26 protein-coding genes are annotated in these 25,158 nt (G+C 67.7%); 9 read left to right on the forward strand and 17 right to left on the reverse strand.

Features of this window, described 5'->3' with window-relative positions; translation table 11 throughout:
- Window positions 1–43: 43 nt before the first annotated feature.
- From ACSHWB_RS07435 to ACSHWB_RS07490, 12 genes are all read right to left on the reverse strand, one after another.
- Window positions 44–1,771 (reverse strand): ABC transporter ATP-binding protein, encoded by a 1,728-nt coding sequence (locus tag ACSHWB_RS07435; RefSeq protein ID WP_439661332.1) that lies wholly within the window; start codon window positions 1,769–1,771, stop codon window positions 44–46.
- On the reverse strand, window positions 1,768–3,270 hold the full coding sequence (locus ACSHWB_RS07440; RefSeq protein WP_439661333.1) for an ABC transporter transmembrane domain-containing protein: 1,503 nt from the start codon (window positions 3,268–3,270) through the stop codon (window positions 1,768–1,770). Before ACSHWB_RS07440 ends, ACSHWB_RS07435 begins: the two co-directional genes overlap by 4 nt.
- A gap of 16 nt (window positions 3,271–3,286) precedes the next feature.
- On the reverse strand, window positions 3,287–4,288 hold the full coding sequence (locus ACSHWB_RS07445; protein ID WP_439661334.1) for an MFS transporter: 1,002 nt from the start codon (window positions 4,286–4,288) through the stop codon (window positions 3,287–3,289).
- Between the two features lie 124 nt (window positions 4,289–4,412).
- Complete coding sequence (atpD, locus tag ACSHWB_RS07450; RefSeq protein WP_439661335.1) at window positions 4,413–5,849, reverse strand: F0F1 ATP synthase subunit beta; 1,437 nt, start codon at window positions 5,847–5,849, stop codon at window positions 4,413–4,415.
- Entirely contained in the window at window positions 5,842–6,756 is a 915-nt protein-coding gene (locus ACSHWB_RS07455) for a F0F1 ATP synthase subunit gamma (RefSeq protein WP_439661336.1), read from the reverse strand. The genes atpD and ACSHWB_RS07455 overlap by 8 nt, the downstream gene beginning before the upstream one ends.
- An 8-nt stretch (window positions 6,757–6,764) precedes the next feature.
- Window positions 6,765–8,411 carry a F0F1 ATP synthase subunit alpha gene (gene atpA / locus ACSHWB_RS07460; protein WP_439661337.1) on the reverse strand — a complete coding sequence of 549 codons (1,647 nt, stop codon included), beginning with the start codon at window positions 8,409–8,411 and terminating at the stop codon, window positions 6,765–6,767.
- Window positions 8,412–8,457: 46 nt separating this feature from the next.
- Window positions 8,458–9,285, reverse strand: coding sequence for a F0F1 ATP synthase subunit delta (locus ACSHWB_RS07465; protein ID WP_439661338.1), 828 nt, complete (start codon window positions 9,283–9,285; stop codon window positions 8,458–8,460).
- 9 nt (window positions 9,286–9,294) lie between these two features.
- Window positions 9,295–9,840, reverse strand: coding sequence for a F0F1 ATP synthase subunit B (locus ACSHWB_RS07470; RefSeq protein WP_439661339.1), 546 nt, complete (start codon window positions 9,838–9,840; stop codon window positions 9,295–9,297).
- Between the two features lie 31 nt (window positions 9,841–9,871).
- The gene (locus ACSHWB_RS07475) at window positions 9,872–10,120 is read right to left on the reverse strand and encodes an ATP F0F1 synthase subunit C (RefSeq protein WP_319987398.1); all 249 of its coding nucleotides are present in this window, start codon (window positions 10,118–10,120) and stop codon (window positions 9,872–9,874) included.
- Window positions 10,121–10,184: 64 nt separating this feature from the next.
- Window positions 10,185–10,961 (reverse strand): F0F1 ATP synthase subunit A, encoded by a 777-nt coding sequence (gene atpB, locus ACSHWB_RS07480; protein ID WP_439661340.1) that lies wholly within the window; start codon window positions 10,959–10,961, stop codon window positions 10,185–10,187.
- A gap of 149 nt (window positions 10,962–11,110) precedes the next feature.
- The gene (locus ACSHWB_RS07485) at window positions 11,111–11,557 is read right to left on the reverse strand and encodes a hypothetical protein (protein ID WP_439661341.1); all 447 of its coding nucleotides are present in this window, start codon (window positions 11,555–11,557) and stop codon (window positions 11,111–11,113) included.
- Between the two features lie 49 nt (window positions 11,558–11,606).
- Entirely contained in the window at window positions 11,607–12,365 is a 759-nt protein-coding gene (locus tag ACSHWB_RS07490; protein ID WP_439661342.1) for an AfsR/SARP family transcriptional regulator, read from the reverse strand.
- Between the two features lie 125 nt (window positions 12,366–12,490).
- Between ACSHWB_RS07490 and ACSHWB_RS07495 the strand changes: the two genes are divergently transcribed.
- A complete protein-coding gene (locus ACSHWB_RS07495; RefSeq protein ID WP_439661343.1) occupies window positions 12,491–12,877 on the forward strand; it encodes a hypothetical protein in 387 nt (128 codons plus the stop codon).
- Window positions 12,878–12,884: 7 nt separating this feature from the next.
- Here ACSHWB_RS07495 and ACSHWB_RS07500 read toward each other — a convergent pair whose 3' ends face one another.
- Window positions 12,885–14,024 (reverse strand): glycosyltransferase family 4 protein, encoded by a 1,140-nt coding sequence (locus ACSHWB_RS07500; RefSeq protein ID WP_439661344.1) that lies wholly within the window; start codon window positions 14,022–14,024, stop codon window positions 12,885–12,887.
- An 81-nt stretch (window positions 14,025–14,105) separates the two neighbouring features.
- A complete protein-coding gene (locus ACSHWB_RS07505) occupies window positions 14,106–14,756 on the reverse strand; it encodes an L-threonylcarbamoyladenylate synthase (RefSeq protein ID WP_439661345.1) in 651 nt (216 codons plus the stop codon).
- A 230-nt stretch (window positions 14,757–14,986) separates the two neighbouring features.
- On the opposite strand from ACSHWB_RS07505, the gene ACSHWB_RS07510 reads away from it, so the two are divergent.
- The 8 genes from ACSHWB_RS07510 to ACSHWB_RS07545 all read left to right on the forward strand — a co-directional run bounded on the left by ACSHWB_RS07510 (window position 14,987) and on the right by ACSHWB_RS07545 (window position 21,640).
- A complete protein-coding gene (locus ACSHWB_RS07510; protein WP_439661346.1) occupies window positions 14,987–15,430 on the forward strand; it encodes a type VII secretion target in 444 nt (147 codons plus the stop codon).
- On the forward strand, window positions 15,430–15,975 hold the full coding sequence (locus ACSHWB_RS07515) for a DUF3558 family protein (RefSeq protein WP_439661347.1): 546 nt from the start codon (window positions 15,430–15,432) through the stop codon (window positions 15,973–15,975). Before ACSHWB_RS07510 ends, ACSHWB_RS07515 begins: the two co-directional genes overlap by 1 nt.
- 88 nt (window positions 15,976–16,063) lie before the next feature.
- Window positions 16,064–17,248, forward strand: a complete 1,185-nt coding sequence (locus tag ACSHWB_RS07520) for a hypothetical protein (RefSeq protein WP_439661348.1) — start codon at window positions 16,064–16,066, stop codon at window positions 17,246–17,248.
- The gene (locus ACSHWB_RS07525; RefSeq protein WP_439661349.1) at window positions 17,245–17,994 is read left to right on the forward strand and encodes an ESX secretion-associated protein EspG; all 750 of its coding nucleotides are present in this window, start codon (window positions 17,245–17,247) and stop codon (window positions 17,992–17,994) included. Before ACSHWB_RS07520 ends, ACSHWB_RS07525 begins: the two co-directional genes overlap by 4 nt.
- A 51-nt stretch (window positions 17,995–18,045) precedes the next feature.
- Window positions 18,046–18,648, forward strand: coding sequence for a hypothetical protein (locus ACSHWB_RS07530; RefSeq protein ID WP_439661350.1), 603 nt, complete (start codon window positions 18,046–18,048; stop codon window positions 18,646–18,648).
- A gap of 38 nt (window positions 18,649–18,686) precedes the next feature.
- Window positions 18,687–19,229 (forward strand): hypothetical protein, encoded by a 543-nt coding sequence (locus ACSHWB_RS07535; protein ID WP_439661351.1) that lies wholly within the window; start codon window positions 18,687–18,689, stop codon window positions 19,227–19,229.
- 417 nt (window positions 19,230–19,646) lie between these two features.
- Window positions 19,647–21,320 carry a hypothetical protein gene (locus tag ACSHWB_RS07540; RefSeq protein WP_439661352.1) on the forward strand — a complete coding sequence of 558 codons (1,674 nt, stop codon included), beginning with the start codon at window positions 19,647–19,649 and terminating at the stop codon, window positions 21,318–21,320.
- Window positions 21,317–21,640 carry a hypothetical protein gene (locus ACSHWB_RS07545; RefSeq protein ID WP_439661353.1) on the forward strand — a complete coding sequence of 108 codons (324 nt, stop codon included), beginning with the start codon at window positions 21,317–21,319 and terminating at the stop codon, window positions 21,638–21,640. The genes ACSHWB_RS07540 and ACSHWB_RS07545 overlap by 4 nt, the downstream gene beginning before the upstream one ends.
- A gap of 6 nt (window positions 21,641–21,646) precedes the next feature.
- On the opposite strand, the gene prmC is transcribed toward ACSHWB_RS07545, so the two are convergent.
- From prmC to ACSHWB_RS07560, 3 genes are read right to left on the reverse strand one after another with little or no spacing between them, the layout of a single operon-like run.
- Window positions 21,647–22,513, reverse strand: coding sequence for a peptide chain release factor N(5)-glutamine methyltransferase (gene prmC / locus ACSHWB_RS07550; protein WP_439664543.1), 867 nt, complete (start codon window positions 22,511–22,513; stop codon window positions 21,647–21,649).
- A gap of 20 nt (window positions 22,514–22,533) precedes the next feature.
- Window positions 22,534–23,919, reverse strand: coding sequence for a dihydrolipoyl dehydrogenase (gene lpdA / locus ACSHWB_RS07555; protein ID WP_439661354.1), 1,386 nt, complete (start codon window positions 23,917–23,919; stop codon window positions 22,534–22,536).
- An 11-nt stretch (window positions 23,920–23,930) separates the two neighbouring features.
- Window positions 23,931–25,139, reverse strand: coding sequence for an acyl-CoA thioester hydrolase/BAAT C-terminal domain-containing protein (locus ACSHWB_RS07560; RefSeq protein WP_439661355.1), 1,209 nt, complete (start codon window positions 25,137–25,139; stop codon window positions 23,931–23,933).
- Between the last annotated feature and the right edge of the window lie 19 nt (window positions 25,140–25,158).

Consider the following 25,158-nt stretch of genomic DNA (forward strand, 5'->3'; position numbering starts at 1 on the left):
GTGAGGCACGTGGTGAGGCCGGCCCGCTCGGCCAGGTCCGCCCCTAGCCGTGCCACGAACGCCAGAGCGTCGCGTAGGTGCCGTCCCTGGCGACCAGGTCGTCGTGCGACCCCAGCTCCACGATCCGGCCCGCGTCGACGACCGCGATCCGGTCGGCGTCCCGCGCGGTCTGCAGACGGTGCGCGATCGCGATCACCGTGCGTCTCTCCCGCACGGCCGCGATCGCGCGCTCCGCATGCCTGGCCGTGGCCGGGTCGAGCGAGGACGTCGCCTCGTCCAGCACCAGCGTGTGCGGATCGGCGACCTCGACCCGTGCGAGCGCGAGCTGCTGCGCCTGCGCAGGATCCAGCTCCACCCCACCCGCGCCCAGCAGCGTGTCGAGGCCCTGCGGTAAGTCCGCGAACCAGCGCGCGTCCACCGTGCTCAGCGCGTCGAGCAGCCGTGCGTCCGGGGCGTCCGGCGCCGCCATCGCCAGGTTCTCCCTGACCGTGCCGATGAACACGTGATGTTCTTGTGTGACAAGCACGATCCGCTGCTCGCCCGCCGCCGTGAGATCCGCAATGGGCACCCCGCCGACGAGCACCGACCCCTCCGCAGGCCGGTCCACCCCGGCGATCAGCCTGCCGAGCGTCGACTTGCCCGCACCGGAGACGCCGACGATCGCCAGCCGTTCTCCCGGCTGCACCACGAGATCGACGCCGTGCAGCACCTCGTGGCCGTCCACATAGGAGTAGCGGACACCGCTCACCTCGATGCGATCACCGTCCGGTTCCCGGACCGAGATGGCCGGTTCGACGTGAGCCCCGATCCCCTCGATGCGCGCGAACGACGCGCCACCGCGCTGCAGGAACTCCACCCAGAACAGGATGCGGTCCATCGGCTCGACCAGGCGCCACACCCAGAGCACCGCCGTGACGACGACCTCGATCCGCGTGCTGTCGGCCGCGTAGAGGAAACCCCCGGCGACGAGCACCAGCGCGGTCGGCAGCATGTTCACGAAGGTGGTCACCGGGAACAGCACGTTCCTCAGCCGGAGAGTCCGCAGCCGCGCCCGGTACGACCGCGCGACGGTGCCGTCCGCCGCTGCCACCATCCGGTCCCGCAGTCCGTACGTCTCGATCGTCCTGCTGCCCTCGCCGACCGCCGCGGACATCTCCGCGACGTCCCCGTTCGCCTCGCTCTCCGCGAGGTACGCGTCGCGGGCGCGGACCAGGTACCAGCGCACCACCCACACGACGAACGGCATCCCCGCCAGCGAGACCAGGCCCAGCACCGGGTCCAGCCAGAACACCGCCACGAACACGACTACGAGGTGCATGGCACCCGCGAGCACCTCGGGCACGCTGTCCCGCAACGCCTGGCCGACCGTGCCGACGTCACTCGTCACGCGCGTCAGCAGGTCACCGGTGCTCAGCCGGTCCACCACCCGCGCCGGCAATGCCAGCGTGCGCGTGACCGCCTCCTCGCGCAACGACGCCAGGAACCGCTCGCCCAGCCTGGCCGTCAGCAGACCGCTGTACCGCACCAGCAACAGGTGCACCACAGCCGCGCCGAGCACCCCCAGCGCGAGTCGGTCCACAGTGGACAGCGTCAGGGAGCCTCCCTCGACCCCACCGACGATCTTGCCGAGCAGGTACGGCCCGACGAGCGCCGACAACGCCGAGAGCGCGGTGAGCAGCAGCACCACGGCCAGCGCGGGCCGTTCGCCCCGCAGCAACCGCGTGGCCGCCCGCCTCACCTCACGACGGTCCGCGATGGGCAGCCTCGTCATCGGCTCTCCTCCAGGTGCACGACCTGATCCGCCTGCCCCGCCCACAACGGCGACGACGACACGACGACGGTGGTCCGCCCCGAACGCCTCTCCCGCACCCTCTTCGCCACCACGGCCTCCGTCACGGCGTCGAGCGCGGACGTCGGCTCCACCAGCACGAGCAGTTCCGGCTCGCTCAGCAACGCCCGCACGAGCCGCAGGCGTTGCCGTTGACCGCCGGACACGTTGCGCCCCTGCGACTCCAGGTGCGAGTCGAGCCCGTCTGGCAGCGCCTCCACGATGTCCATCGCGGCCGCCGCGTGCAACGCCGCGTCGAGCTCGTGATCACTGTGCTCCCCCACCGACACGGCCTCGCGCACGGTCCCGGCGAACAGGTAGTCGTCGTTGTCCGCCACCACCGCGGGCAACCGATCGACAGCCTCCCTGGCCAGCGTCGCGTTCGCGGAGACGACCACGGTCAACGCGCCGGTCTTCACGTCGAGCGCCTCACCCTCGTCCTTCTCCTCCGGCCGCAACCGGAGCACGTCCACGACCCGCCCGGCCGACACCAGCGCACGGGGAATCGCGTCCGCGCCTTCCATGAAGAAGCTGACCGGCACCGTCAACGTGGTGACGTACAAGTACACCGCGACCATCTCCTCGACCGAGATGGCTCCGTTCACCACCATCCGGGCGGCGATCCACGTGACCACCGCGAGGAACAACGCCGGCAGCCCCCACGTCAGCGCCTGCACCCAGCTCAGCCACGCCGACACCCGGTAACCGTCGCGGAGGACCTCTGTCGACATGGACCGGAACCGCGCCTCGAACGCCGGCTTCCCGCCGATCCCCGACAGCACCCGCAGGCCGCCCACGATGTCGCCGGCCCGTGAGCTCAGCTCCCCCTGCTTCTGCCGATATCCACCCTCCACGCTGTGCAGCCGTTGCAGGACGGGCCCGGTGACCAGGGCGAGCACCGGCACACCGAGCAGCACGACGACCGCGATCAGCGGCGAGATCCGCACCAGCAACACCGCCGTGGCGACATACGCGATCACCGCCCCCACCCCGGGCCCGGTGCTGGTCAACGCGTGCGCGATCCGCGCCGTGTCGCCGTTCTGCAGGTACGTCAGCTCCCCGGTGGACAGCTTGCGCCGCACCACACCACCGAGCCGCGTCACGTGCCGGACGACGATCTGCGCCGTGCGCAACGAGGCGTCGGTCCGCACCAGCGTCATCGTCCGGTGCCGGGCGATGAAGATCAGGGCCAGTGCGGCCGCCACCGCGAGCAGCGCGGCGCACCACCACACCAGTGCGACGCGGTCACCACCCCGCAGACCGTCCTCAATGGCCTGAGAGATGAGATAGGGCGGCAGGATCAGCCCGCACATCGACAACGAACCCCACCACGCCCCGGCCAGCACCCGCCCGCGCTGGGCGAGCACCAGCCACCACAGGTAGCGCCAGGGCGAGCGCAGATCCGGGTCTCCCGGATCGTCGTGCGGAACGTGTCGGGCCATGCACCTGACCTTGCCATCACCCGGCAGGCGCCACGACCGATTTCGCCTTCAGCCCAATCGCACCAACGGCCGTTGCGCCCAACGCGGCTACGAACGCGAACGCGTAGAAGCCCCACGGGTGCGCCAAACCAGCCGTGAGCAACGCACCGCCCAATAGCGGCCCACTAATGGCACCCAACCGTCCAACGCCCGCAGCCCAGCCAATACCGGTGGCCCGGTTCTCCTCGTAAACCCGCCCCGCGTAGGCGTAAACGAGCACCTGCGCGCTGAACACGAAGAACCCTGCGAGGAGCACCGCGACGTACACCCCGAAGCCGGGCAGCTTGATGCTCAGCAACGCCAAAGCCGTCCCGAGCTCGTACCCGGCGCTGCGCATGATCTGCGGCAGCCAGGTGTTGAGCCCGTACACGAGCAACAGCCCCATGAACGAGGCCACCCAGAACGCGATCGTCGCCTTGCGCAGCCCGGGCTTGAACAGCGACCCGACCGCCTCCAGCGCGGGCGCCTTGCGCGCCACCGTCTCCGGCAAATGCTTGACCATCAACGGAATCAGCACCAGCGCGGACAACGCGCCCACGACGAACAGCGACCGCCAGCCGAGCTGAGGGATCAGCACGATCCCCAGCAGTGACGTGATGACCGCACCGACGTGGTACCCGGTCATGATCACCGTGGTGGCCCGCCCGCCCTGCTGAGGCCGGGCCTCGTTCACGAGCGCGATCGCCGTGGGCAGGCATCCGCCCAGGCCCAGCCCGGCGAGGAACCGCAGGATTCCGAACGTCGTCGCGTCCGGCACGAACGCACAGGCCAGCGTGAACACGGAGAACCCGGCCACGGCGTAGATCATCACCTTGCGCCGCCCGATGACGTCGGTGATGGTCCCGATGATCAGCGCGCCGAGCATCATCCCGACCAGGCCCGCCGTGGACACCGCGCTGGCGCTCGCCGTCGTGAGCAGCTTCTCCTGCAACAGCGAGGGAATCACCGTGCCGAGCTGAGGCCTCGTGATGCCGCGCATCGTGCGACGTCAGGACCTTCAGGCGGAGTGCGATTTCCATCCAATGGAAACGTCATGTGCTCACCACATGACAAAGGGCCGCCCCTCCACAAAGGAGGGACGGCCCTTCGAAAGTCAGCGAGCCTCAGTTACCGGCAAGCTTCTTGGCGTTGGCCTCGACGTCGTCCAACCCGCCGCAGGAGAAGAACGCCTGCTCCGGGAAGTGGTCGAACTCGCCCTTGCACACGCGGTCGAACGCCTCGATCGTGTCCTTGATGGGCACGAAGGAGCCGGGCTGACCGGTGAACTTCTCGGCCACGATGAAGTTCTGGCCGAGGAAGCGCTCGAGACGACGCGCGCGACCGACGAGGACCTTGTCCTCCTCGGAGAGCTCGTCCATGCCGAGGATGGCGATGATGTCCTGCAGCTCCTTGTACTTCTGCAGGATCCGCTTCACCTCCTGGGCCACCCGGTAGTGCTCCTCGCCGACGATCGACGGCTCGAGGATTCGAGACGACGACGACAGCGGGTCGACGGCCGGGTAGATGCCCTTCTGGGAGATCGGACGGGAAAGCTCCGTCGTCGCGTCCAGGTGGGCGAAGGTGGTCGCCGGGGCGGGGTCGGTGTAGTCGTCCGCGGGCACGTAGATGGCCTGCAGCGAGGTGATCGACCGGCCACGCGTCGAGGTGATGCGCTCCTGGAGCTCACCCATCTCGTCCGCCAGCGTCGGCTGGTAACCCACGGCCGAAGGCATGCGGCCCAGCAGGGTCGACACCTCGGAACCGGCCTGGGTGAACCGGAAGATGTTGTCGATGAAGAGCAGCACGTCCTGGTTCTGCACGTCGCGGAAGTACTCCGCCATCGTGAGAGCGGACAGCGCGACGCGCATACGCGTGCCGGGCGGCTCGTCCATCTGACCGAAGACGAGAGCGGTGTCCGAGAGAACACCCATCTCTTCCATCTCGAGCAGCAGGTCCGTGCCCTCACGGGTGCGCTCACCGACGCCGGCGAACACCGACGTACCGGAGAACTCACGGGCAATACGGGTGATCATCTCCTGGATGAGCACCGTCTTGCCGACACCCGCGCCGCCGAACAGGCCGATCTTGCCGCCCTTGACGTACGGGGTGAGCAGGTCGATGACCTTGATGCCGGTCTCGAGGATCTCGGTCTTGCCCTCGAGCTGGTCGAAGGCGGGCGCCTTGCGGTGGATGCCCCACTGCTCGCCGTCGCGGCCGAGGCCGGGGACGTCGAGGCAGTCACCGAGGGCGTTGAAGACGTGGCCCTTGACGACGTCGCCGACGGGCACCGAGATGGCCTTGCCGGTGTCGGTCACGGTCGTGCCGCGGACCAGACCGTCGGTCGGCTGCATCGAGATGGTGCGGACCAGGTTGTCGCCGAGGTGCTGCGCGACCTCGAGGGTCAGCGTCTTGGCGACGGCCTCGAAGGTGATCTCGGCGTGGCAGGCGTTGAACAGCTCCGGCACGGCGTCGCGCGGGAACTCCACGTCGACGACCGCACCGATCACCCGGACCACACGGCCGGTGCGGGTGGTGGTGGCAGTAGCACTCATGTCAGTCATCACTTCCTGCGCCACCGGTAAGCGCGGAGGCGCCACCGACGATCTCGCTGATCTCCTGGGTGATCTGGGCCTGACGGGCCGAGTTCGCCGCCCTGCTGAGGTTGCGCACGAGCTCCGTCGCGTTGTCCGTCGCCGCCTTCATGGCCGTACGACGAGCTGCCGACTCCGAAGCCGCTGCCTCCAGCATGGCGGAGAACAGCCGCGTCTTCACGTACTTGGGCAGCATCGCTCCGAGAAGTGCTTCCGCACTCGGCTCGAAGTCGTACACCGCACGCGGGCCCTTGGGCGTCTCGCCGGTGTACTCGACGTCCATCGGCGCGATCCGCCTGGCGGTCGGCGTCTGGCTCAGCATGGACTTGAACTCGGTGTACACGACGTGGATCTCGTCCACGCCCTGCGCACCGTTCTCCGTGCCCTCCAGGAACGCCTCCACCAGCGCGTCACCGGCCTCGACGGCGTCGACGTAGTGCGGGGTCTGGGAGAACCCGCTCCACGACGCGGTGACCTCGCGGCGGCGGAAGTTGTAGTACCCGATCGCCTTGCGGCCGGTCGCGTACAGCACCGGTTCCTTGCCCTCGGACTTGAGCAGCTCGATCAGCTGCTCCGCCGCCTTGAGGACGTTGGAGTTGTAACCACCGCACATGCCCTTGTCGCTGGTGACGACGAGGACAGCGGCGCGCTTCGGGTTCTTGCGTTCCGTCAGCAACGGGTGGTCGAGGTTCGCCGAGGCCTCGGCCAACGCGGAGAGCACGTTAGTGATCTCGTCCGCGTAGGGGCGCGAGGCCGCGACCCTGGTCTGCGCCTTGGCGAGGCGAGACGTGGCGATGAGCTCGTACGCCTTCGTGATCTTCTTGGTCGAGTTGACCGTTCGGATCCGCTGGCGGAGCTCCCGAATCTGTGCGCCCATGGCTCAGATCACTTCTTGGTGGGCTCGGGCTTGTGGACCTTCACCGACTCCTGGGCGACCTTGTCGGCGTCCATCGGCTTCTCGGACGCCTCGTTGACGATCGTCGTGCCGTCAGAAGCGGTGAACTGCTTCTTGAACTCGGTCACGGCGGCGACAACGCGCTTCTGCGAGTCCTCGGGGAACTTCTTGGTCTCCACGATGGAGCTCAGCAGGTCCGCGTGGTTGCGGCGCAGCGAGTCCTTGAAGTCCGCGACGAAGCGACGGATGTCGCCGACGGGGACGTCGTCCAGGTGACCCTTGGTCGCGGCGAAGATCTCGACGACCTGCTCCTCGACGGGCACCGGGGAGTACTGGCCCTGCTTGAGCAGCTCGACCAGACGGGCACCGCGGTCCAGCTGGGCGCGCGACGCGGCGTCGAGGTCGGACGCGAACGCGGAGAAGGCCTCCAGCTCACGGAACTGCGACAGGTCGAGACGCAGCGAGCCCGCGACGTCCTTCATCGCCTTGATCTGCGCGGCACCACCGACGCGGGAGACGGAGATACCCACGTTGACGGCCGGACGCACACCGGCGTTGAACAGGTCGGACTCGAGGAAGCACTGACCGTCGGTGATCGAGATGACGTTGGTCGGGATGTACGCCGACACGTCGTTCGCCTTGGTCTCGATGATCGGGAGACCCGTCATCGAACCGCCGCCGAGGTCGTCCGACAGCTTCGCGCAACGCTCGAGGAGACGCGAGTGCAAGTAGAAGACGTCGCCGGGGTAGGCCTCGCGACCCGGCGGGCGGCGCAGCAGCAGCGAGATGGCGCGGTACGCCTCTGCCTGCTTGGTCAGGTCGTCGAAGATGATCAGGACGTGCTTGCCCTGGTACATCCAGTGCTGGCCGATGGCGGAGCCGGTGTACGGCGCCAGCCACTTGAAGCCGGCCGAGTCAGAAGCGGGGGCGGCGACGATCGTCGTGTACTCGAGTGCGCCCGCCTCCTCCAGCGCGGCCTTGACGCCCGCGATGGTGGAGCCCTTCTGGCCGATGGCGACGTAGACGCAGCGGACCTGCTGCTTCGGGTCGCCCGACTCCCAGGCCTTCTTCTGGTTGATGATCGTGTCGATGCAGACCGCGGTCTTGCCGGTCTTGCGGTCGCCGATGATCAGCTGACGCTGACCGCGGCCGATCGGGGTCATCGCGTCGATGGCCTTGATGCCGGTCTGCATCGGCTCGGACACCGGCTGACGCTGCAGCACGGACGCGGCCTGCAGCTCCAGGGCGCGGGTGTCGTCGGCGACGATGTCACCGAGGCCGTCGATCGGCGTGCCCAGCGGGTTGACGACGCGACCGAGGAAGCCGTCGCCGACCGGCACGGACAGGACCTTGCCCGTCCGGCGGACCTCCTGGCCCTCTTCGATCTTGTCGAAGTCACCGAGGATGACCGCACCGATGTTGCGGACCTCGAGGTTCAGAGCGACGCCGAGGACGCCGCCGGGGAACTCGAGCAGCTCGTTGGTCATCGTGCCCGGAAGGCCCTCGACGATGGCGATGCCGTCGTAGGTCTCGGAGACGGTACCGACCTCTTCCCGGGAGACCTCCGGGGAGTAGCTCGAGACGTACTTCTCGATCGCACTGCGGATCTCGTCCGACGAGATCGTCAGCTCCGCCATGTCGTTCCTGCTCTCACTTCTTCGTTCTTGGGAAAGGGCTCGGGGGCTAGCTGGCGAGATTGCGGCGCAGTGCCGCCAACCGGCCGGCGATGCTTCCGTCGATGATCTCGTCGCCGATCTTGATCGAGAGGCCGCCGCCCAGCGAGGGGTCGACCTCCACGTGCAGCGCGATCGGGCGCGAGTAGATCGTGGTCAGCGTCGCGGTCAAGCGGTCGACCTGCTCCGCGGTCAGCGCCACCGCAGAGCGGACGTGCGCGACGGAACGCTGACGGCGCTTGGCCGCCAGGTCGGCGAGCTCGGAGAGCCCGTCCGCCACACGCACCCCACGCGGGTTGCGGACCAGCTGGTCCACCAGCGTCTTGGTGACCGGGCTGACCTTCCCCTCGATCAGGGAGTCGACCAGCACGACCTTGCCGGCGGCGTCACCGGCGGGGTCCGCCAGCAGCAGCTCGAGCTCGTTCGAACCAGCAACGATGCGGCCGAGCCTGAACAGCTCGTCCTCGGTCGAGTCGAGCTGACCGTCGCGCTCGGCACGCACCAGCAGCGCGGTGCGGGCGAGCGACTCGACACCGTCGACGAGCTCGCGCGGGCTGGACCAGCGCGCGGTCACGACGGCGACCAGCACCTGCAGCGTCGCGTCGCTGACCTTGCCCCCGAACAGGCCGGTGAGCAGCTGCTCACGACCCGCGGCCTCGGACGAGGCGTCCGCGAGCGCGCCACGCAGCGAGCGCTGCTGAACCAGCAGGCCGAGCACGGCGAAGAGCTCCTCGCCGAGCTTGGCGAGGTCGTCCGTCGACGTGGTGGCGTCGGCCAGCTCCAGCAGCCGCAGTTCCGCGGCTGCCAGAGCTTCACGACTTGCGGCATGCAACGTCATCGGCTGCCTCTACTTGCTCGCCGGCGCCGCGACGGCGTCCAGCTCGTTGAGGAAGCGGTCGACGGTGCCACGGCGGCGGGAGTCGTCCTCGAGGGACTCGCCCACGACCTTGCTCGCCAGCTCGACAGCGGTGCGGCCGAGGTCGGCACGGAGCTCCGCGACGATCTGGGCGCGCTGAGCGTCCAGCTGGTGCTGGCCCTGCGCAATGATGCGCGAGGACTCGGCCTGCGCCTGCTCACGCAGCTCCTCGACGATCTGCAGGCCCTCGGCCCGGGCGTCGTCGCGGATGCGCGCGGCCTCGGCGCGAGCCTCGGCCAGCTGCTCCTTGTACTGCTCGAGAGTGCGCTGAGCCTCGGCCTGAGCCTGCTCCGCCTTCTCGATGCCACCCTCGATCTTGGCCGTCCGCTCCTCGTACAACGCCTCGAAGCGCGGTGAGACGAACTTCTTGATGACGAAGAGGAGGAGCAGGAACGCGACGAGACCGAGGATGATCTCCGAGGTGTGCGGAATGACCGGGTTGACCGGCCCCTCCGCCGCCAGGATGAGGGTGTCCATCACGGTTTCTCCTAACGCGATCTGGATTCGGTCAGGCAGTCGCGATGAAGTAGACGACGAAGCCGATCAGCGCGAGGACCTCGACGATGGCGAAGGTGGTCCACGCGAGGCCGAGCAGCACGCCGCGGGCCTCGGGCTGGCGGGCGGTGCCGCTGATGACCGAGGAGAAGATCAGACCCACACCGATGCCGGGGCCGATCGCGGCGAGGCCGTAACCGATGGCCGCAAGACCCGGGTTGATGTTTCCGTCGAAGGCCTGGGCGATCTGGAGAGCGCTCACTGTTGCTGTTCCCTTTCCAACTCGGCCCGCGAGTGTTCGCGGATCGGAGGCTGTGTGCTGTTACTCAGTGCTCTTCTGCCAGCGCCATGCCGATGTAGCTGGCAGACAGCAGCGCGAAGATGTAGGCCTGCAGGCACATGATCAGTGCCTCCAGGAAGGTCAGCGCGATGGCGAAGGCGAAGGACACCGGCGCCACGATGACGGTCAGTCCGCCATTGAGCAGCAGGAACTCACCGGCCAGGGTGAACACCAGCAGCAGGAGGTGACCCGCGAACATAGCGGCGAAAACTCGGATCGCCAGCGTGAGCGGGTTCAGGATGAACTTCTGGAAGAACTCGATCGGGATCAGCAGCGGGAGCACGAACCACGGCGCGCCCGGCGGAACCGTCTGGTGCTTCAAGTAGCCCACGAAGCCGTGCCGCTTGAACCCGACGAAGTGGTACACCGGGTAAACAACGAGCAACGAAACGGCGAGCGGGAAGCCGATGTGCGACATCGTGGGGAACTGGACGATCGGGATGAGCCCGAACAGGTTGTTCACCAGGACGAAGCAGAAGATCGTGAGGATCAGCGGGATGAACGGCTTGTAGTCCTTCGCGCCGATCTGTTCCCTGGCGATGTTGTTGCGCCCGAAGTCGTAAAGCGACTCGGCGGCGAACTGGAACTTGCCGGGAACGACCTTGAGACTGCGGGTCGCCACAATGAAGAAGACGGCGATGATCACGATGGACAGCACCAGCAGGACCATCGGCTTCGTGACCGAGCCGAAGATCGGCGGGAGGAAGAAGTCCTTCACACCGGGAGCGACGAACTCGCCCCCCGAAGCCAGCAACTTGGTCACTGTGTTCCTTCCGGTTCTCCCGGCCGGCGTTCACTCCGCCGGGGGAATCGTCACGATCTGGACTTAACGTACCTTACGGTTCGCAAGCGACTACCAGAGGCACCCCTGCTATCGGGTGTCCCTGGTCTGCGCGGACCATATCAGCAGGTCTAGGCGCCTTCTGAGGCGGGCACGACCATCTGGCTACGGCTGCGCTTGGAGGCTCTGGCCTCGAGGAACGACGTGACGAGCACCGTCGCCACCAGGGTGATTCCCAGTGCCTTGGGTTCAAGCCACTGCTGGTCGCGCAGCAAGATCACCGCCAGTAGCAACACGAGCAGCTTGCCCATGAATCCGCCGAGAGCGGCGACCATCACGAACATCGGATCCAAGCCGGCCGTCTTGCGCATCAACAACAGCGTGGCAAGGCTCGAACCGATGGCGATCGCACCACCGATCAATGACCCGAAGAGACCAGCGGTCCCCCAGATCACAGTTGACACGACGACGCCGAGGACAAACGTGCCGAGCGCGGCCCAGGCGGCCTCGCGGAACATTTCCCCGGCGAGTCGCTGGACGGTCAGCTCGTGCGTGACGGCCTTGTCCGCGTCGCTCATGTCCCGAAGTCTATGAAGCCGCATTCCAGCACCTGCGGGCAGCCCCTCGTTAACGGCGGTTAAGCGGCCCCAAACAAGATGGCGTACCAATTTCCCGGCCGCACAGGATCTGCTCGTGCAGCCGCGCCAGCCGCGGTCCCGGCCGGACACCGAGCTCGTCCGCGAACATCCGGTGAACAACTCGATAGATCTCGAGGGCGTCCGCGGAACGCCCACCACGATGCAACGCCGTCATCAGGAACTCGGCGAACCGCTCCCGCAACGGATGCCGCCGGGTCAGCGCACGCAGTTCGGGCACCAACTCCCGGTGCGCGCCCAGCTCGATCTCCAGCTCGATGCGGCGTTCGACCGCGACGAGCCGCTCCTCGTCCAGCCGGTCGGCTTCGAACCGCATGGCCTCCGAGTCCACGTCGGCCAGCGCCGGGCCGCGCCAGAGCGACAGCGCCTCGCGCAGGTTGCCCAGCTCGGTGCGGGCGTCAGTGTCGTGGCGCGCGACCAGGCCGCGGAACCTGTGGAGGTCGACCTGGTCGGCGTGCACGTCGATGCGGTAGCCCGTGCTGCTGCGCAGAACCAACGGGCCGTAGTCACCGAGCACCTGCCTCAGGCGCACGACGTAGACCTGGAGAGTCGAGTTCGCCCGCGACGGCGGCTCGTCCCAGATCTGCTCTACCAACTCGCTTTGCGAAACCGGTCTTCCGGCACGCAGCAGCAGTGCCGCAAGCAGGCCGCGCAGCTTGCTCGCCTTGAGCACCACCGCGCCGTCGTCGATCGAGAGTTCTCCGAGCAGACCGAACCTGCAGCTCTCCATGGTTGTCATTCCCCCAGGCAGTCAACCACCGAGGACGCTACTCCATTCGCCTACACCCCATGTAGGCGAATTGGCGCAACGCGCAGTTAGCGTCGACCGCATTGGCAACCACTGTTGGGGGTTCGATGAGCAACGTTCGAACGGTCGCGATCGCACTGGCCGCCACGGCCACGGCACTGCTGACGGCCGCACCTGCGGCACAGGCCGATGAGGGCGGGACGAGCGGCGGCATCACAGTCACCGCACGAGGCAGCGGTGGCCATGTCACCAACACCTACGCGAGCGTGAGCTCGCTCAGTCCCTTCCTTTCGTTCACCGGCTTCTACAAGGTGTACGGCCCGGACTACAGCTCTGTCTCGCCCACGAAGGAGTGGACCATCGGTCGCCTTTGGAACGTCCCGGTCGGCCGCGACTACGCAGACGGCCAGCAGCACTGCGCGGAAGGCTGGTCGCTGCAGGACGACGGGACGTTCAAGCTGCTCGGCCGCCCGTGCGTGGAGAACCCCATCTGACCTGCCGTCAGGACTTGCGGGCTTCCCTGAGGCGAGGGATCACCGAGACCACGAACGTCACGATCAGCCCGATGACGAAGCACGTGGCCACGATGATCGGGTCGAACAGTGTGAGCGCGACCGCGCCGAACGCCAGCACACCGGCCCACAAGTAGATGAGCAGCACAGCTCGACGCTGCGAGTGCCCGATCTCCAGCAACCGGTGGTGCAGATGCATCTTGTCCGGTGAGAACGGGCTCTCGCCGCGTCGCGTGCGGCGGATGATGGCCATCAGCAGGTCGAGCAGCGGCACGAACAGCACCGCGGCGACCACGATCAGCGGCGAGAGCAGACCGAGCAGGTCGGCAGCGCTGCCGGTGGCCTGGTTGATCTTGCCGGACGCGCTGGTGGTGGCGGCGGCGAGCATGAGGCCGATGAGCATCGAGCCCGAGTCGCCCATGAAGATGCGCGCGGGGTTGAAGTTGTGCGGCAGGAAGCCGAGGCAGGCGCCCGCCAGCACGGCGGCGATGAGGGCCGGCGGGTACGCCTCGACGGCACCCTGGCGTTCGACCAGCAGACCGATAGAGAACACGGCGGTCGCGGCGGCGGCGATGAGGCCGATGCCCGCCGCCAGCCCGTCGAGCCCGTCGACGAAGTTCATCGCGTTGATCATCGTCACGGCCAGCAGCACCGTCAGCAGCGCGCCCTGGTTCTGGTCGAGCGAGATGGTCGCGCCGCCGTCCCACGGCACCCACGCGATCATCCACTGCAGGCCGAACAGCACGAGGATGCCCGCCGCGGTGACCTGACCGGCGAGCTTGGTGAGCGAGTCGAGCTCGAACCTGTCGTCGATCGCGCCCACGAGCACGATGACGCCGCCCGCGACGATGACGCCCCACGGGTCGTTGGAGAAGTCGAACGCCGCCCGCAGCACCGGCAACTGGTGCGCCACGAACATGCCGCACAGCACGCCGCCGTAGATGGCGACACCACCCATGCGCGGCATCGGCTGCACGTGCACGTCGCGTTGCCGCGGGTAGGCCACTGCCCCGAGCCGGAACGCCATCGCGCGCACCAGACCCACGAGCAGGAACGTCACGACGGCAGCGATCAACGCGACGAGCAGGTACTCGCGCACGGGAAGGACGAACGAGGATGCGGGCCCCACGGGCCTACCAATCAATCGGGGGTGTTCGGGGTGCTCGCCACGGTACTCGCGACGACCATGATCAATTCTGGCAGCCGCTCGCTAGCGCGCGACCTCGACCTCGATGCCGAGCACCTCGTTGACCTCTTCCTTGCTCACAGCACCCTCGCGCAGGATCAACGCATCGGGCCCGGTGAGGTCGACGATGGTCGAGGCGATGTTCTCGCCGCTGAGGCCACCGTCGAGGTACACGGGCACGGCGTCGCCGAGCTGGTCCCGAGCCTCCTGCGCACTGGACGCCGGCGCATGCCCGGTCTTGTTGGCGCTGGACACGGCCATCGGACCGACGTCGCGCAACAACTCCAGTGCAACAGGGTGCAACGGCATGCGCAGCATCACCGTGCCGCGCGTCTGCCCCAGGTCCCACGCCAGACTGGGCGCGTGCGGCAGCACGATGCTCAGCCCACCGGGCCAGAACGCCTCGATGAGCGCCCTCGCCTGCCGCGGCACGCTGAGCACCAGCCCGTCGATCGTGGTCCAGGACCCGACCAGCACGGGCACGGGCATGTCGGGCCCGCGGCCCTTGGCGTCGAGAAGGCTTCGGACGGCTTCGGCGTCGAACGCGTCGCAGCCGATCCCGTAAACGGTGTCGGTGGGCAGGACGACAAGGCGCCCGCTCCGCACAGCGCCGGCGGCAGCGGCAAGTCCCGCCGCGCGGTTGCTCGGTTCGCTGCAGTCGTAGACCGTGCTCACCTCGGTGAGCCTAGCCAGCCTCCCCGGCCGGGTGACGGAAGGCCCGCCTTAACCGCCCGGTGGCCCACCCTGCTGAGCCTCCGTTCTCACTTCACGCAGCCATTCCTGCCCTGACCAGGGCATGTTTCGGCCCGAACAGGGTTAAGTAGTTCAACGCATCCCCCAAACGGACGCGCAACTGTAAGGTCATGGGTCGACCACAGAGCGCAATCGGGGAGGGTCGAGCTTCTGTGTCTGAAGAAGCAGTGACGAGTGGCAAGGTCGGCAGTCTGGCCGACAGGGCCGCTGGGGGAACTTGGGACGGCATCTTCGGCAGCGGCCTGAGCGCCGTGATGGACGCCGGCAAGGCGATCGCGGTGGCCGTGGAGACCCAGCAGCTGTCCGTCGACCCGCATCTGGTCGACGCCATGATCAAGAAGCTGACCGCGATGCAGGACGAGCTCGAGAAGGTCTCCCAGAGGTCGTCGGAACTCAGCCAGGAGACCAAACTCGGCGGCGGCTATGCAGAGGCGATCAGCAAGGGCAACAGGACGTTCGGCACAGCTGCCCAGCAGAGCCTCAAGGACCTCGCCAAAGCGATCAACGAACTCAAGACGCAGATCGAGAAGAGCCGCGCGTCTTACACGAATGCCGACCAAGCGGGTGCCGACTCGCTCAAGAAACTTGGGAAGTAATGAAGCGCATCCTCATCGCCACGACGATCGGCCTGACAGTCCTCACTGCCGGCTGCACCGGTACCGGCGGGGGCACGACGGGCACTCCGGCGCCAACGAGCGGTAGCGCGACCCCGACCAGCAGCTCCGGCTCCGCGTCGGGGCTGGAAGCGCTGGCAGCCAAGCCGTGCGACCTGCTCACCGAAGCCGAGGTCACGGGTCTGGGCCTCAAGCACCCCGGCGAAGCCGCGAAGGTCGGCACCGCCGAGGGCTGCGACTGGAACGTGAGCGGCAAGGGCGGTCTGCGCGTGGGCATCCGCACCAACTCCGGCGTCAAGGACCTGAACCTCAACGGCAAGCTCTCGGAGACCAAGGTCGGCAAGTACGACGTGACCAAGGTCGAGGCGCCGGACGGAGCCACGAGCATTTGCACTTACGTGATCGCGGTCAGCGAGTCGTCATCGGTCTCGATCATCGGAAACATCGGTCTCATCTCCGATGACACCGCCGCCGCGTGTCAGCGCGCGTCCCAAGCCGCCGATCTGATCGCGCCCAAGCTGCCGTAACAACGCCCGAGGGGGGAATCTCATGGCGCCCGTCAAACCCGCTGTTCCAACGCCGAACGCGAACTATCCAGGCCTGCAACACGAACAGATGAAGACCCAGGTCACCCAGAACTACAACCCCGAGACGGCGACCGCGGTCAGCGACGCGTGGAAGTCGATCGGCAACACGTTCAAGGAACTGGCGACCGACTTCACCATCCTGGTCAACGGGTCGCAGACGGCGTGGACGGGCAAGGCCGCCGAGGGAGTTCGGGCCGCGCTCAACAAGGTGGGGACGTTCGCGGACACCACCGGCGAGGGTTTCGTGCGCACGTCCGGTGCCATCGCGCAGCAACGGGACGCGGCGGTGCAGGCGAACCGCAGCATGCCCGAGCCGGTGAGCTACAGCCCGATGGACATCATGAAGAAGTGGGCGGCCCCCACTGTCTTGTTCCCGCCGGCGATGGCGGGCGCGCCCTTCGAGATGCTCGCGAAGCACAACGAGCAGCAAGAGGCCAAGGCCGAGGCCGTCCAGGTCATGCAGACGCGTGACAACACGATGATGTCCGCCGCGATGTCCATGCCCACCATGGACTCCATCCCGCAGGTCACGCAGGACCAGGCCGTCACGAAGCCGAGCAGCACCACCAGCTCGCACAGCCTGAGCAACGTCAACGCGAACCAGCAGTTCAGCAACAACAACAGCACCGGCATGCCGTCGATGCCTCAGCCGAGCTCCAACAACGGCACGACGAACACCGCGTGGGCCGCGCCTCAGGTCAAGGACCCGGCGCTGCAGCCCAGCAACAACAACCAGAACATCCCGCCCGGCGGCCAGAACCGGCCTCCCATCGGCCCGCCCGGTATCTTCCCGCCCGGCATGCGGCCGCCCGGCGGCGGTCAGACGGGCAGGCCCGGCGGCGGCGGGCCAGGTGGTTCGGGCGCCGGACGTGGCGGTCCCGGCGGAGGCGGTGCGGGCGGTGGCCGTGGCATGGGACCCGGCGGCATGGCGGGCGTGGGCGGTTCCGGGCGCGGCATGGGCAGCTTCGGGCCCGCCACCCCCGGCGGCAGCGCCGGAGTCATGGGCGGCAGCGGTCCTGGCGGCGCGGCGAACGGCGCGGGCGCTGGTGCCGCTGGCCGTGGTGGCGCCGCTGGTGCGGGTGGCATGGGTGCTGGAGGCGGCGCCGGCCAGGGTGGCGAGGAGGACAAGGAACACAAGTCGAACTACCTCATCCCCACCGATGAGTTCTTCGACGACGATCGCATGGTCGCGCCGCCGGTGATCGGCGGATGAAGCGGATCGCGCAGCTCTCCCTGCCCGCGTTCGAGGTCCTCTGGGAGGACCTGCGGGCGGGGAGCATCCCGTACCCGTTCGACATCAGCCAGCACGGCGAGACGCTCGACGAGCGCGCGCGGATCAAGGCCGCGGTGCACGCGGACCTCGAGCGGCGGAACCTCGTGCGGCGCGGCCGGCCTGAGCCCGACCTCGAGGACGCGCTGAACCTGTTGGCGCGCCCCGAGCTCCGCGTCATCGCGCTGTGCATGCCGGACATGAACCAGCAGAAGCTGGTGCGCGCGAGCGTGGTGGCTCGCGGCGGTTACGCGGTGCTGGTGACCCAGGAGGACACCACGGTCACGCTGAACCTGGTGCAGCCCAACGAGATCGCCACCAGCCTCGCCAACGCCATGCCGCCTGGCCGGCCGGGCCCTGGCAAGCCGGTGACGGTGCCCGCGCAGGCTTTCGAGGCCCAGCAACCACAAGAAGGCTTCCGGCAGGCCGTGCGGACGACGGAGACCGACGACGTCCGCCTCGCCAAGCAGATGCTGACCGGCCCTGCCATCGGCAACGGCCACTTCCTCGTGCAGCTCGGGCAAGGGCGGACCAAACGCGACTTCCCGCCCGTCACCTGGGTCGACACCAAGGCGGGCCGCTACGCCAACGTGCCCGCCCGCGCCGGCTGGTTCACGATCGGCCCCGCCGACAATGTGGGTCTCGCACGACACCTCGGGCAAGTTCTGGCGATGACGAGCGAACGATGAACCCCGAACAGGTGATCGTGGACGGATGAGACGGCGAGGGTCGTTGGACGAGTGAACGGCACCAGACCCGAGGTCCGGCCGAAGGCGCTCGTGCGCGTCAGCCTGCTCACCCTGGGAATCATCGTGGGCAGCTTCCTGCTCACGGCAGCTGGCAAGGCCTTCATCGTCGTGGCGCTGGCCATGCTCGTCTGCCTGATCTTCTACGTCCTCGACCTCGGCGGCTACCGGCCCAAGCCGTCGAGGTGGGCCGGTCTCCCCGTGATGGTGATCGGCATCGTCACCATCTTCCCCGCGAACATCGGCAGCCACTCGTTGTGGCTCACCGCGTTCGGGGAGACCTTGCACTGCCAGGTCATCAGCATCCAGGAGCACCCGAGCCGACGTGGATCCACGACGTACAGCAACGAGCTGCGGTGCGGCGACCGGCAGGTCCACTACACCCCGACTTCGTCCCATTCCGCTCAGGAGCCCGGCACCGAGATGGACGTCGTCGTGGACAGGACGGGTGTCGTCCCCGTCCTCGAACCCGACAAGGTGGGGTTGGGGCACAGCCTGATGCTGTTGCTCGCCGTGCTCATGAACGCCGTGCTCATCTTCTGCGTCGCCCGGCTCCCGATCCGCGAACCTGTGCCACAAGGGTTGTTGAACGAATGACCGGCGCGAGACCACCCCTTCAGGCGAAGAGACTGCTGGTGGCATGCGTCTTCCTAGCGGCGATCGTGGTGGGCAGCTTCCTACCCACCACGGCCGCCTCCGAGCTGTTGATCGTCTTCATCCTTGCCACCGTCGCGTGCCTGATCGGCTATGGGGCAACCCTCAGCGGCTACCGGCGACCCGAGAGGTGGCCGATGTTCGCGGGCTTGGCGATCGGCGTCGTCACGGTCTTCGCGGTGAACATCGGTGGTCATTCGCTGTGGCTCACCGCGCTCGGGGAATCGAAGCAGTGCAAGGTGATCAGCATCGACAGCCACTCGAGCAGCCGCGGCGCCACGCAGTGGTCCAACGAGCTGGACTGCGGTGACAGGACTCTGACCTACTGGCCCAGCCTCGGCTACTCCGTCGAGGACGTCGGCCACGAGGTCGACGTGGTCGTGGACAAGGCGGGGTTCGTCCGTGAGCTTGAGCAGGGCAAGGTCAACCTCGGGCTCGACCTGCTGTTCCTGTTCGCCCTGCTGATGAACGCCGCGTTCGCCTTCTGCGTCGCCTGGCTCCCGGTGCGCGAACCACAGGAGTAGGCGCACACGCGGTCACGCGCGAGGCGGCGGTTCCTCATAGCGCGTGACCGCGTGCCCTCCCCGCAGAGAACATACGACCGTTTGGCCCTAACGTGACCAAACGTCGTGTTATTGGCCAGGATTTGACCACTCCCGACCTGGGCCGCACCACTCGCCGGGCGGAGTGAGGCAGCCGAGACAGCGTCCGGAAAGAGTGGTCTTTGCCCTCGTTCGGCGCATTGACAATTTGCAATTACGCGACCTCTGTCCCATTCCGATCAGGACCGACTATTGTGCCATCAACAGATCGGATTTCGTGTTGTTCGTTGTCTCACCATGTCCCTGACCAGCACAAACACAGAGTGCTAGATTCAATGACAGAAAGTGGACAGGACAATGTCAACTCCCGCGACGACGACGGGAAACGATTCCCCGAAGTTGCGCGACGACACAACCCGCTTCCTCTGCGGAGCCGCTCACCGCGACGAGGAGTTCGCGGACTCCGCCATTCGCGAGTACCTCGTCGAGTCCACTCGGTCGATTCCGCGTTCGCCCGGGGTCAACTCCGGCGCGGTGTTGCGGGAGGCGGTGGCGGCGCGGACGCGGCGCAAGGTGCGCGATGGTTTGCTGCTGGTGCTGGCGGTCGTGGTGCTGTTCGCCGCGAGTGGGACGCTGCTCGTGTGGTGGCTGGTGGCCGCCTCGGTCGTGGCGCTCGGGACCGGGGCGCGCTTGGCGTTCACGCGTCCGCGGCGGGTCGTGCCGCACTCGCGCGGGCCGGTCGTGCTCGGCTCGATCGCCAGCGCGATCGCGCTCTTCTTCGTGCTGTACAAGTTCATGGAAGAGCTCAACGAGTCCACCAGACTCTGCAGGCCCAGGTACGAGGTGTGCGAGCAGGAGAGCAGCGGCGCCGTGCTCGCGGTCTTGATCAGCGCGATCGCGCTGGTCTTCGCGGTACTGCTGGCCGACCGGGTCGTGACGTGGCTGCTGGTGACGAAGAGCTTCCGGCGCACGGGTTTCCGCACCAGCCAGGGCGAGGAGGACCTGTGGCGAAACGAGTGGACGGTCCGGCGGCTTGGGCACTCGAACTACGCCGAAGCGCTCGCGCTCTATCCGACCGAGGACGGCGACGAACCTGAGGACGCGGACGAGGCGCAGGTGATCGTCTACCACGGTTACCGGCCGTTCGTCGGCTCCGGCACGATGTTCGAACCGTGGTCCATGGCGCTGCCTCTCAAGCACACCGAGGCGAAGACCGACGCGCCGTTACCTGGATTCGATCTCCCGGAGCTGTACGAACGCATCACGAGCGAGCTGGTCAAGACGGGCCGTTCGCCGTCGCTCTCGCCGGCACATCGGTTGCGCGGCCTGAAGACGGGCGACCGGGTCGTCATCTCGTCGGTCGAGCTGATCGACCACATCGACGACGACGAAGCACGCGTCGTGTTGCCGGACAAGGACTATTCGCCCGTGACCGCGGTGGACAGGTCCGTTGTGGACGGTCTGATCACCACGCCGATGGAGTGGATGCGCTACTTCCGCTCGTTCCAGGTCGAGACGTGGGACCGCGACGTCGTCATCTCCGCGTACCTGACGTTCGGACTCGACGAGGAGATGCTCTACGTCGAGTGGACGCCCTGCATCCTGCACCCGATCCACGATCAGCACCGGCAGATCGACGTGCTGCCGGAGCAGTCGATCCGCCCGTTCCTCGACGCGGTCGTCGACCTGCTGAAGTTCCCGGTGTCACTGCCGAAGCGGTTCGCCTCCGCGGTCGCCTGGATGAACCCGATCCACCAGGCGGAGGGCACGTACGTCGCGCAACGCTACGGCGCCAGCAACAGCCTGCGCGAGCTCGCGAGCAGGAGCCAGGTCGACAACTACTTCCAGCTCACCGACGTCGAGCGCTACATCAAGGTGCTGGAGTCACGGCTGCTGCGCACACTGGGCGAGTTCCTGGAGGACAAAGGCATCTCGGTCACCGAGTTCATGGAACAGGCCATGCAGGTGACGAGCAACAACGTGCACATCACGGGCCCGGTGATCTCCAGCAACATCGCCACGGCCGGCAAGGCACGCGCGGGAAAGACCAGTACGACCAGGGGAACCTCATGAACGAACGCAACTTCGAGATCCAGGGCCCGGTGATCGGCAGCAACGTCGGCACCAGTGGACGTGCCAGAGCCGGGGACGTCCACATCGGACACATCAAGGACGTGGCCGCGGTGCTGCGGCTGCTGGACGAGCTACGTGAAGACCTGAACGACACCCAGGCGCCCACGGCCACGATCGAGGCGGTGGACGACCTCCGCGCGGAGGCCCGCAAACCCAGACCCAGCAGGGACGTCGCGGACCACCTGATGGACAAGCTGGCGGACCGCGGCCTGGGCGAGCAGATGAAGGACCTGTCGAAGGCCTTCGACGCCCTGTTCTGAGAAGAGCTACCCGACCCTGCGGGCGGTCGCGAACCGCGGCCGCCCAGCCAGGTCGTTGTGGTCGGCGACGTCCGCGAGCACCCGGCGCGCGGCCAGCAGCGCCGGCACGGACTCCCCCTGCGTGTCGTCGTGCTCGATGCCGACGGACCCACCGGGCTTCAACCATCGCGCAGCGGCCCGCACGACGTGCCGGATCACGTCCAGCCCGTCCGCGCCGGAGAACACCGCGTGGTGCGGGTCGTGGTCCTCCACCTCGGGCTGCACGAGGGTTCCCTCTGGCACGTAAGGGGGATTGCACACCACGAGATCTACCTGACCGTCCAGATCGGACAGCAGTGACGGATCGGTGGCGTCACCGGAGTGCAGCCGGATCGGCGTGTCCCCGGCGGCCACCCGCGCGGTGGCGTTGCGCCGCGTCCAGGACAGCGCCTGCGGGTCGATCTCCACCGCGTGCACGACCGCGTCGGGCCGGGCGGCGGCGATCGACAACGCCAGCGCGCCCGTTCCCGTGCAGAGATCCACGACGATCGGCGACGTGACGCCGACGAGCGCCTTCAGACCCCACTCCATCAGCAGCTCGGTCTCTGGCCGCGGCACGAACACACCGGGCCCGACCTCGACGGAGATGGTGCCCATCGGCGCCCAGCCGAGGATGTGCTGCAACGGGATGCGCGAGGCGCGCACCAGCACGAGCTTGTGCAGCTGGTCGATCACCGTCGGATCGACCAGCGGGATGAGCGGCAACCGCCCGCGCTCGACGCCGAGCACGTGCGCGGCCAGGAACTCCGCGTCGACGCGGGGACTGTCCACACCCGCCTCGGCGAGGATCTTGGCCGCCTCGGAGATGGCCAGGCGGAGCGGTTGCCGGTTCATCATCAGAAAGAGAAACTACCTCAGAAGTTGATCATGTGCCCGGCCAGGCCGTGCACGGCTTCCTTGACGGCCTCGGACAGGGTCGGGTGCGCGTGGACGTTGCGCGCGACCTCGTGGACGGTGAGGTCCCACTGCTGCGCCAGCGTGAGCTCGGGCAGCAGCTCCGTCGCCTCGGGGCCGATGATGTGGCCGCCGAGCAGCTCGCCGTGCTTGCCGTCGCTGATCAGCTTCACGAACCCGGCGAAGTCACCGAGGCCGTGCGCCTTGCCGTTCGCGGTGAACGGGAACTTCGCGACCTGGACGTCGAAGCCCTTCTCGCGGGCCTGCGCCTCCGTGTAGCCGAACGAGGCGATCTGCGGCTGGCAGAACGTCGCCCGCGGGATCATCACGAAGTCGAGCTCCATGGTCTCGGCACCCGCGATGGTCTCCGCGGCGATGATGCCCATGGACTCGGCGGCGTGCGCGAGCATCAGCTTCGCGGTGACGTCACCGATCGCGAAGATGTGCGGCACGGACGTGCGGCCGCGGCCGTCGATGTCGATCGCGCCGCGCTCGGTCAGCTTCACGCCGGTGTTCTCGAGGCCGTAGCCCTCGACCCGCGGCACGAAACCGATGGCCTGCATGACCTTGTCGGCCTCCAGGACCTCCTGCGCGCCGTCCTTCGACACCGTGACGCGGACCTTCTCGCCCGACTCGTCGATCGACTCCACGCGCGTGCCGACGCGCACGTCGACGCCCAGCTTCTTGTAGCGCTTGAGCAGCTCGGCGGAGATCTCGGCGTCCTCCAGCGGCACCATCCGGTCGAGGAACTCGACGATGGTGACCTTCACGCCGTAGTTGTGCATGACGTAGGCGAACTCGACGCCGATCGCGCCGGCACCCGCGATGATGATCGAGTCCGGCAGCTGCTCGGTCATGATCTGCTCTTCGTAGGTCACGACGCGGTCGGACTTCTGCGTGTTCGGCAGCATCCGGGTCGTGGCACCCACGGCGATGATCGCGTGGCCGAACGTGATCGTCTCGTCCCCGACGGTCAGCGAGTGGTCGTCGGTGAAGTTGGCCCACCCGTTGTACTCGGTGATGCCGTTCTTCTTCATGAGGAAGTGCACGCCCTTGACGCGCCCGTCCGCGACCTTGCGGCTGCGCTGCCAGGCCTGGCCGTAGTCGAAGCTCACCGTGCCGTCGACCTTGATGCCGAACGTCTTCTGCTCGTGCGTGAAGATGTGCGCGAGCTCGGCGTTGCGCAGCAGGGCCTTCGAAGGGATGCAGCCGACGTTCAGGCAGACGCCGCCCCAGTACTTCTCCTCGACGATCGCGGTCTTCAGCCCGAGCTGAGCCGCACGGATCGCGGCGACGTACCCGCCGGGACCCGCACCCACGACCACGACATCAAAGTGTGCGCTCATAAGCACACAACCTAGCTCCCGAGCTGCTCCCGCAAGAACTCAACCGTCCGTTTCCAGGCGTTCGCCTGAGCGTGCGCGGTCGCGTGCGGGACACCACCACCCGAGAAGGTGACACCGGGCCCCGGATAGGTCACGTCGGTGGCCGGCCGGTGCGGCGGGCCCGCGATCAGGTGTCCTGCCTCGGGATACACGACGTGCTCGTACGGGAACGGGTGCTCGTGGTCGTCGAGCCGCCGCATCGCGACCTCGCTCAGCTCCGTGGAAAGCCACCCGTCGTCCTGCCCGGACGAGATGAGCAACACACCCCCGACGATCCGTTCGACAGGGATCTCAGTGTCCTCGGGAACGCCGTCCTCGGTGTTGAACGCGAGCCGCAACGGCACCGGTTCGCCGTTCACGATCCGCGCGCGCAGCTCGTCACCGATGTCGTACGGCAGGTACGGCAGCGGCTCGCCCTTCAGGGTCCACGACGCCGCCTCGTACGAGAGCTTCTGCAGCAGGTTGGCGCCGGGCCCGATGCCCTGCGTCACCACACCGCTGCCGACCACGCTGACAACTGCGCTGACCTGCGAGAACGTCGACCCGATGAGCAACGCCAGCTCGCCGCCGCGCGAGCTGCCGACGACACCGATCTCGCCCGCGCGTTCGGACAGGTAGTCGATGGCCTTGCCGAAGTACTCCAGCGGGATGTCGACGAGGTTCTCTGGCAGGCCCTTCATGCCGAAGTAGCCGAGCGCGAACGTCACGAACCCGTGCGCGGCCAGCAGAGCCGCGTCAGTCTCGTGGACACCGCCCTCGGACCCGCCGAGCACGATGACGCCCGGCAGCTCGCCTCCGTCGTCCTCAGGGGCGAACAACGTGCCGACCAGCCCGTTCTCCCGGACCTCCAGCCGCTCCACGCCCTCGGGCACGGCGAGCCGTTCGAGGACGCGGTCCCCCACGCCGTCGACCGAGATCACGGTGGGCCCGGCCTTGCCGCCCGTGCGTTCCAACGACCAGAACAGCCCCATCGGGTCAACGCCTCGATAGCTGCCATCAGCCGGTGCGTGCCTCGTCAGGTCGACGACACCACGGTCGTCCGCCTCGAACTCGGCATGAGAGGCACGGTCACCCGTGGAGAGCTGCACGGTGACCGTCTGGCCGGGTTTGAGCCCGGCCACGACCACGTCGACCGGTTGGTCGAGGGGCGCTGTCTGCGGTTTCACCAGGATCTCGGCCACAACGCGCCCCTCTCACGTC

The sequence above is a fragment of the Lentzea sp. HUAS TT2 genome, from assembly GCF_051853195.1.
Classification (GTDB): domain Bacteria; phylum Actinomycetota; class Actinomycetes; order Mycobacteriales; family Pseudonocardiaceae; genus Lentzea.

What these genes read in the sequence shown, in the direction of transcription:
- ACSHWB_RS07545 (WP_439661353.1), top strand. Translation starts at nt 21,317, where the DNA reads ATGAACGAACGCAACTTCGAGATCCAGGGCCCGGTGATCGGCAGCAAC.
- lpdA (WP_439661354.1), bottom strand. Translation starts at nt 23,919, where the DNA reads ATGAGCGCACACTTTGATGTCGTGGTCGTGGGTGCGGGTCCCGGCGGG.
- ACSHWB_RS07455 (WP_439661336.1), bottom strand. Translation starts at nt 6,756, where the DNA reads ATGGGCGCACAGATTCGGGAGCTCCGCCAGCGGATCCGAACGGTCAAC.
- atpD (WP_439661335.1), bottom strand. Translation starts at nt 5,849, where the DNA reads ATGACTGACATGAGTGCTACTGCCACCACCACCCGCACCGGCCGTGTG.
- ACSHWB_RS07435 (WP_439661332.1), bottom strand. Translation starts at nt 1,771, where the DNA reads ATGACGAGGCTGCCCATCGCGGACCGTCGTGAGGTGAGGCGGGCGGCC.
- ACSHWB_RS07470 (WP_439661339.1), bottom strand. Translation starts at nt 9,840, where the DNA reads ATGGACACCCTCATCCTGGCGGCGGAGGGGCCGGTCAACCCGGTCATT.
- ACSHWB_RS07465 (WP_439661338.1), bottom strand. Translation starts at nt 9,285, where the DNA reads ATGACGTTGCATGCCGCAAGTCGTGAAGCTCTGGCAGCCGCGGAACTG.
- ACSHWB_RS07485 (WP_439661341.1), bottom strand. Translation starts at nt 11,557, where the DNA reads ATGAGCGACGCGGACAAGGCCGTCACGCACGAGCTGACCGTCCAGCGA.
- ACSHWB_RS07490 (WP_439661342.1), bottom strand. Translation starts at nt 12,365, where the DNA reads ATGGAGAGCTGCAGGTTCGGTCTGCTCGGAGAACTCTCGATCGACGAC.
- ACSHWB_RS07440 (WP_439661333.1), bottom strand. Translation starts at nt 3,270, where the DNA reads ATGGCCCGACACGTTCCGCACGACGATCCGGGAGACCCGGATCTGCGC.
- ACSHWB_RS07445 (WP_439661334.1), bottom strand. Translation starts at nt 4,288, where the DNA reads ATGCGCGGCATCACGAGGCCTCAGCTCGGCACGGTGATTCCCTCGCTG.
- atpA (WP_439661337.1), bottom strand. Translation starts at nt 8,411, where the DNA reads ATGGCGGAGCTGACGATCTCGTCGGACGAGATCCGCAGTGCGATCGAG.
- ACSHWB_RS07520 (WP_439661348.1), top strand. Translation starts at nt 16,064, where the DNA reads ATGAAGACCCAGGTCACCCAGAACTACAACCCCGAGACGGCGACCGCG.
- ACSHWB_RS07495 (WP_439661343.1), top strand. Translation starts at nt 12,491, where the DNA reads ATGAGCAACGTTCGAACGGTCGCGATCGCACTGGCCGCCACGGCCACG.
- ACSHWB_RS07515 (WP_439661347.1), top strand. Translation starts at nt 15,430, where the DNA reads ATGAAGCGCATCCTCATCGCCACGACGATCGGCCTGACAGTCCTCACT.
- ACSHWB_RS07525 (WP_439661349.1), top strand. Translation starts at nt 17,245, where the DNA reads ATGAAGCGGATCGCGCAGCTCTCCCTGCCCGCGTTCGAGGTCCTCTGG.
- prmC (WP_439664543.1), bottom strand. Translation starts at nt 22,513, where the DNA reads ATGAACCGGCAACCGCTCCGCCTGGCCATCTCCGAGGCGGCCAAGATC.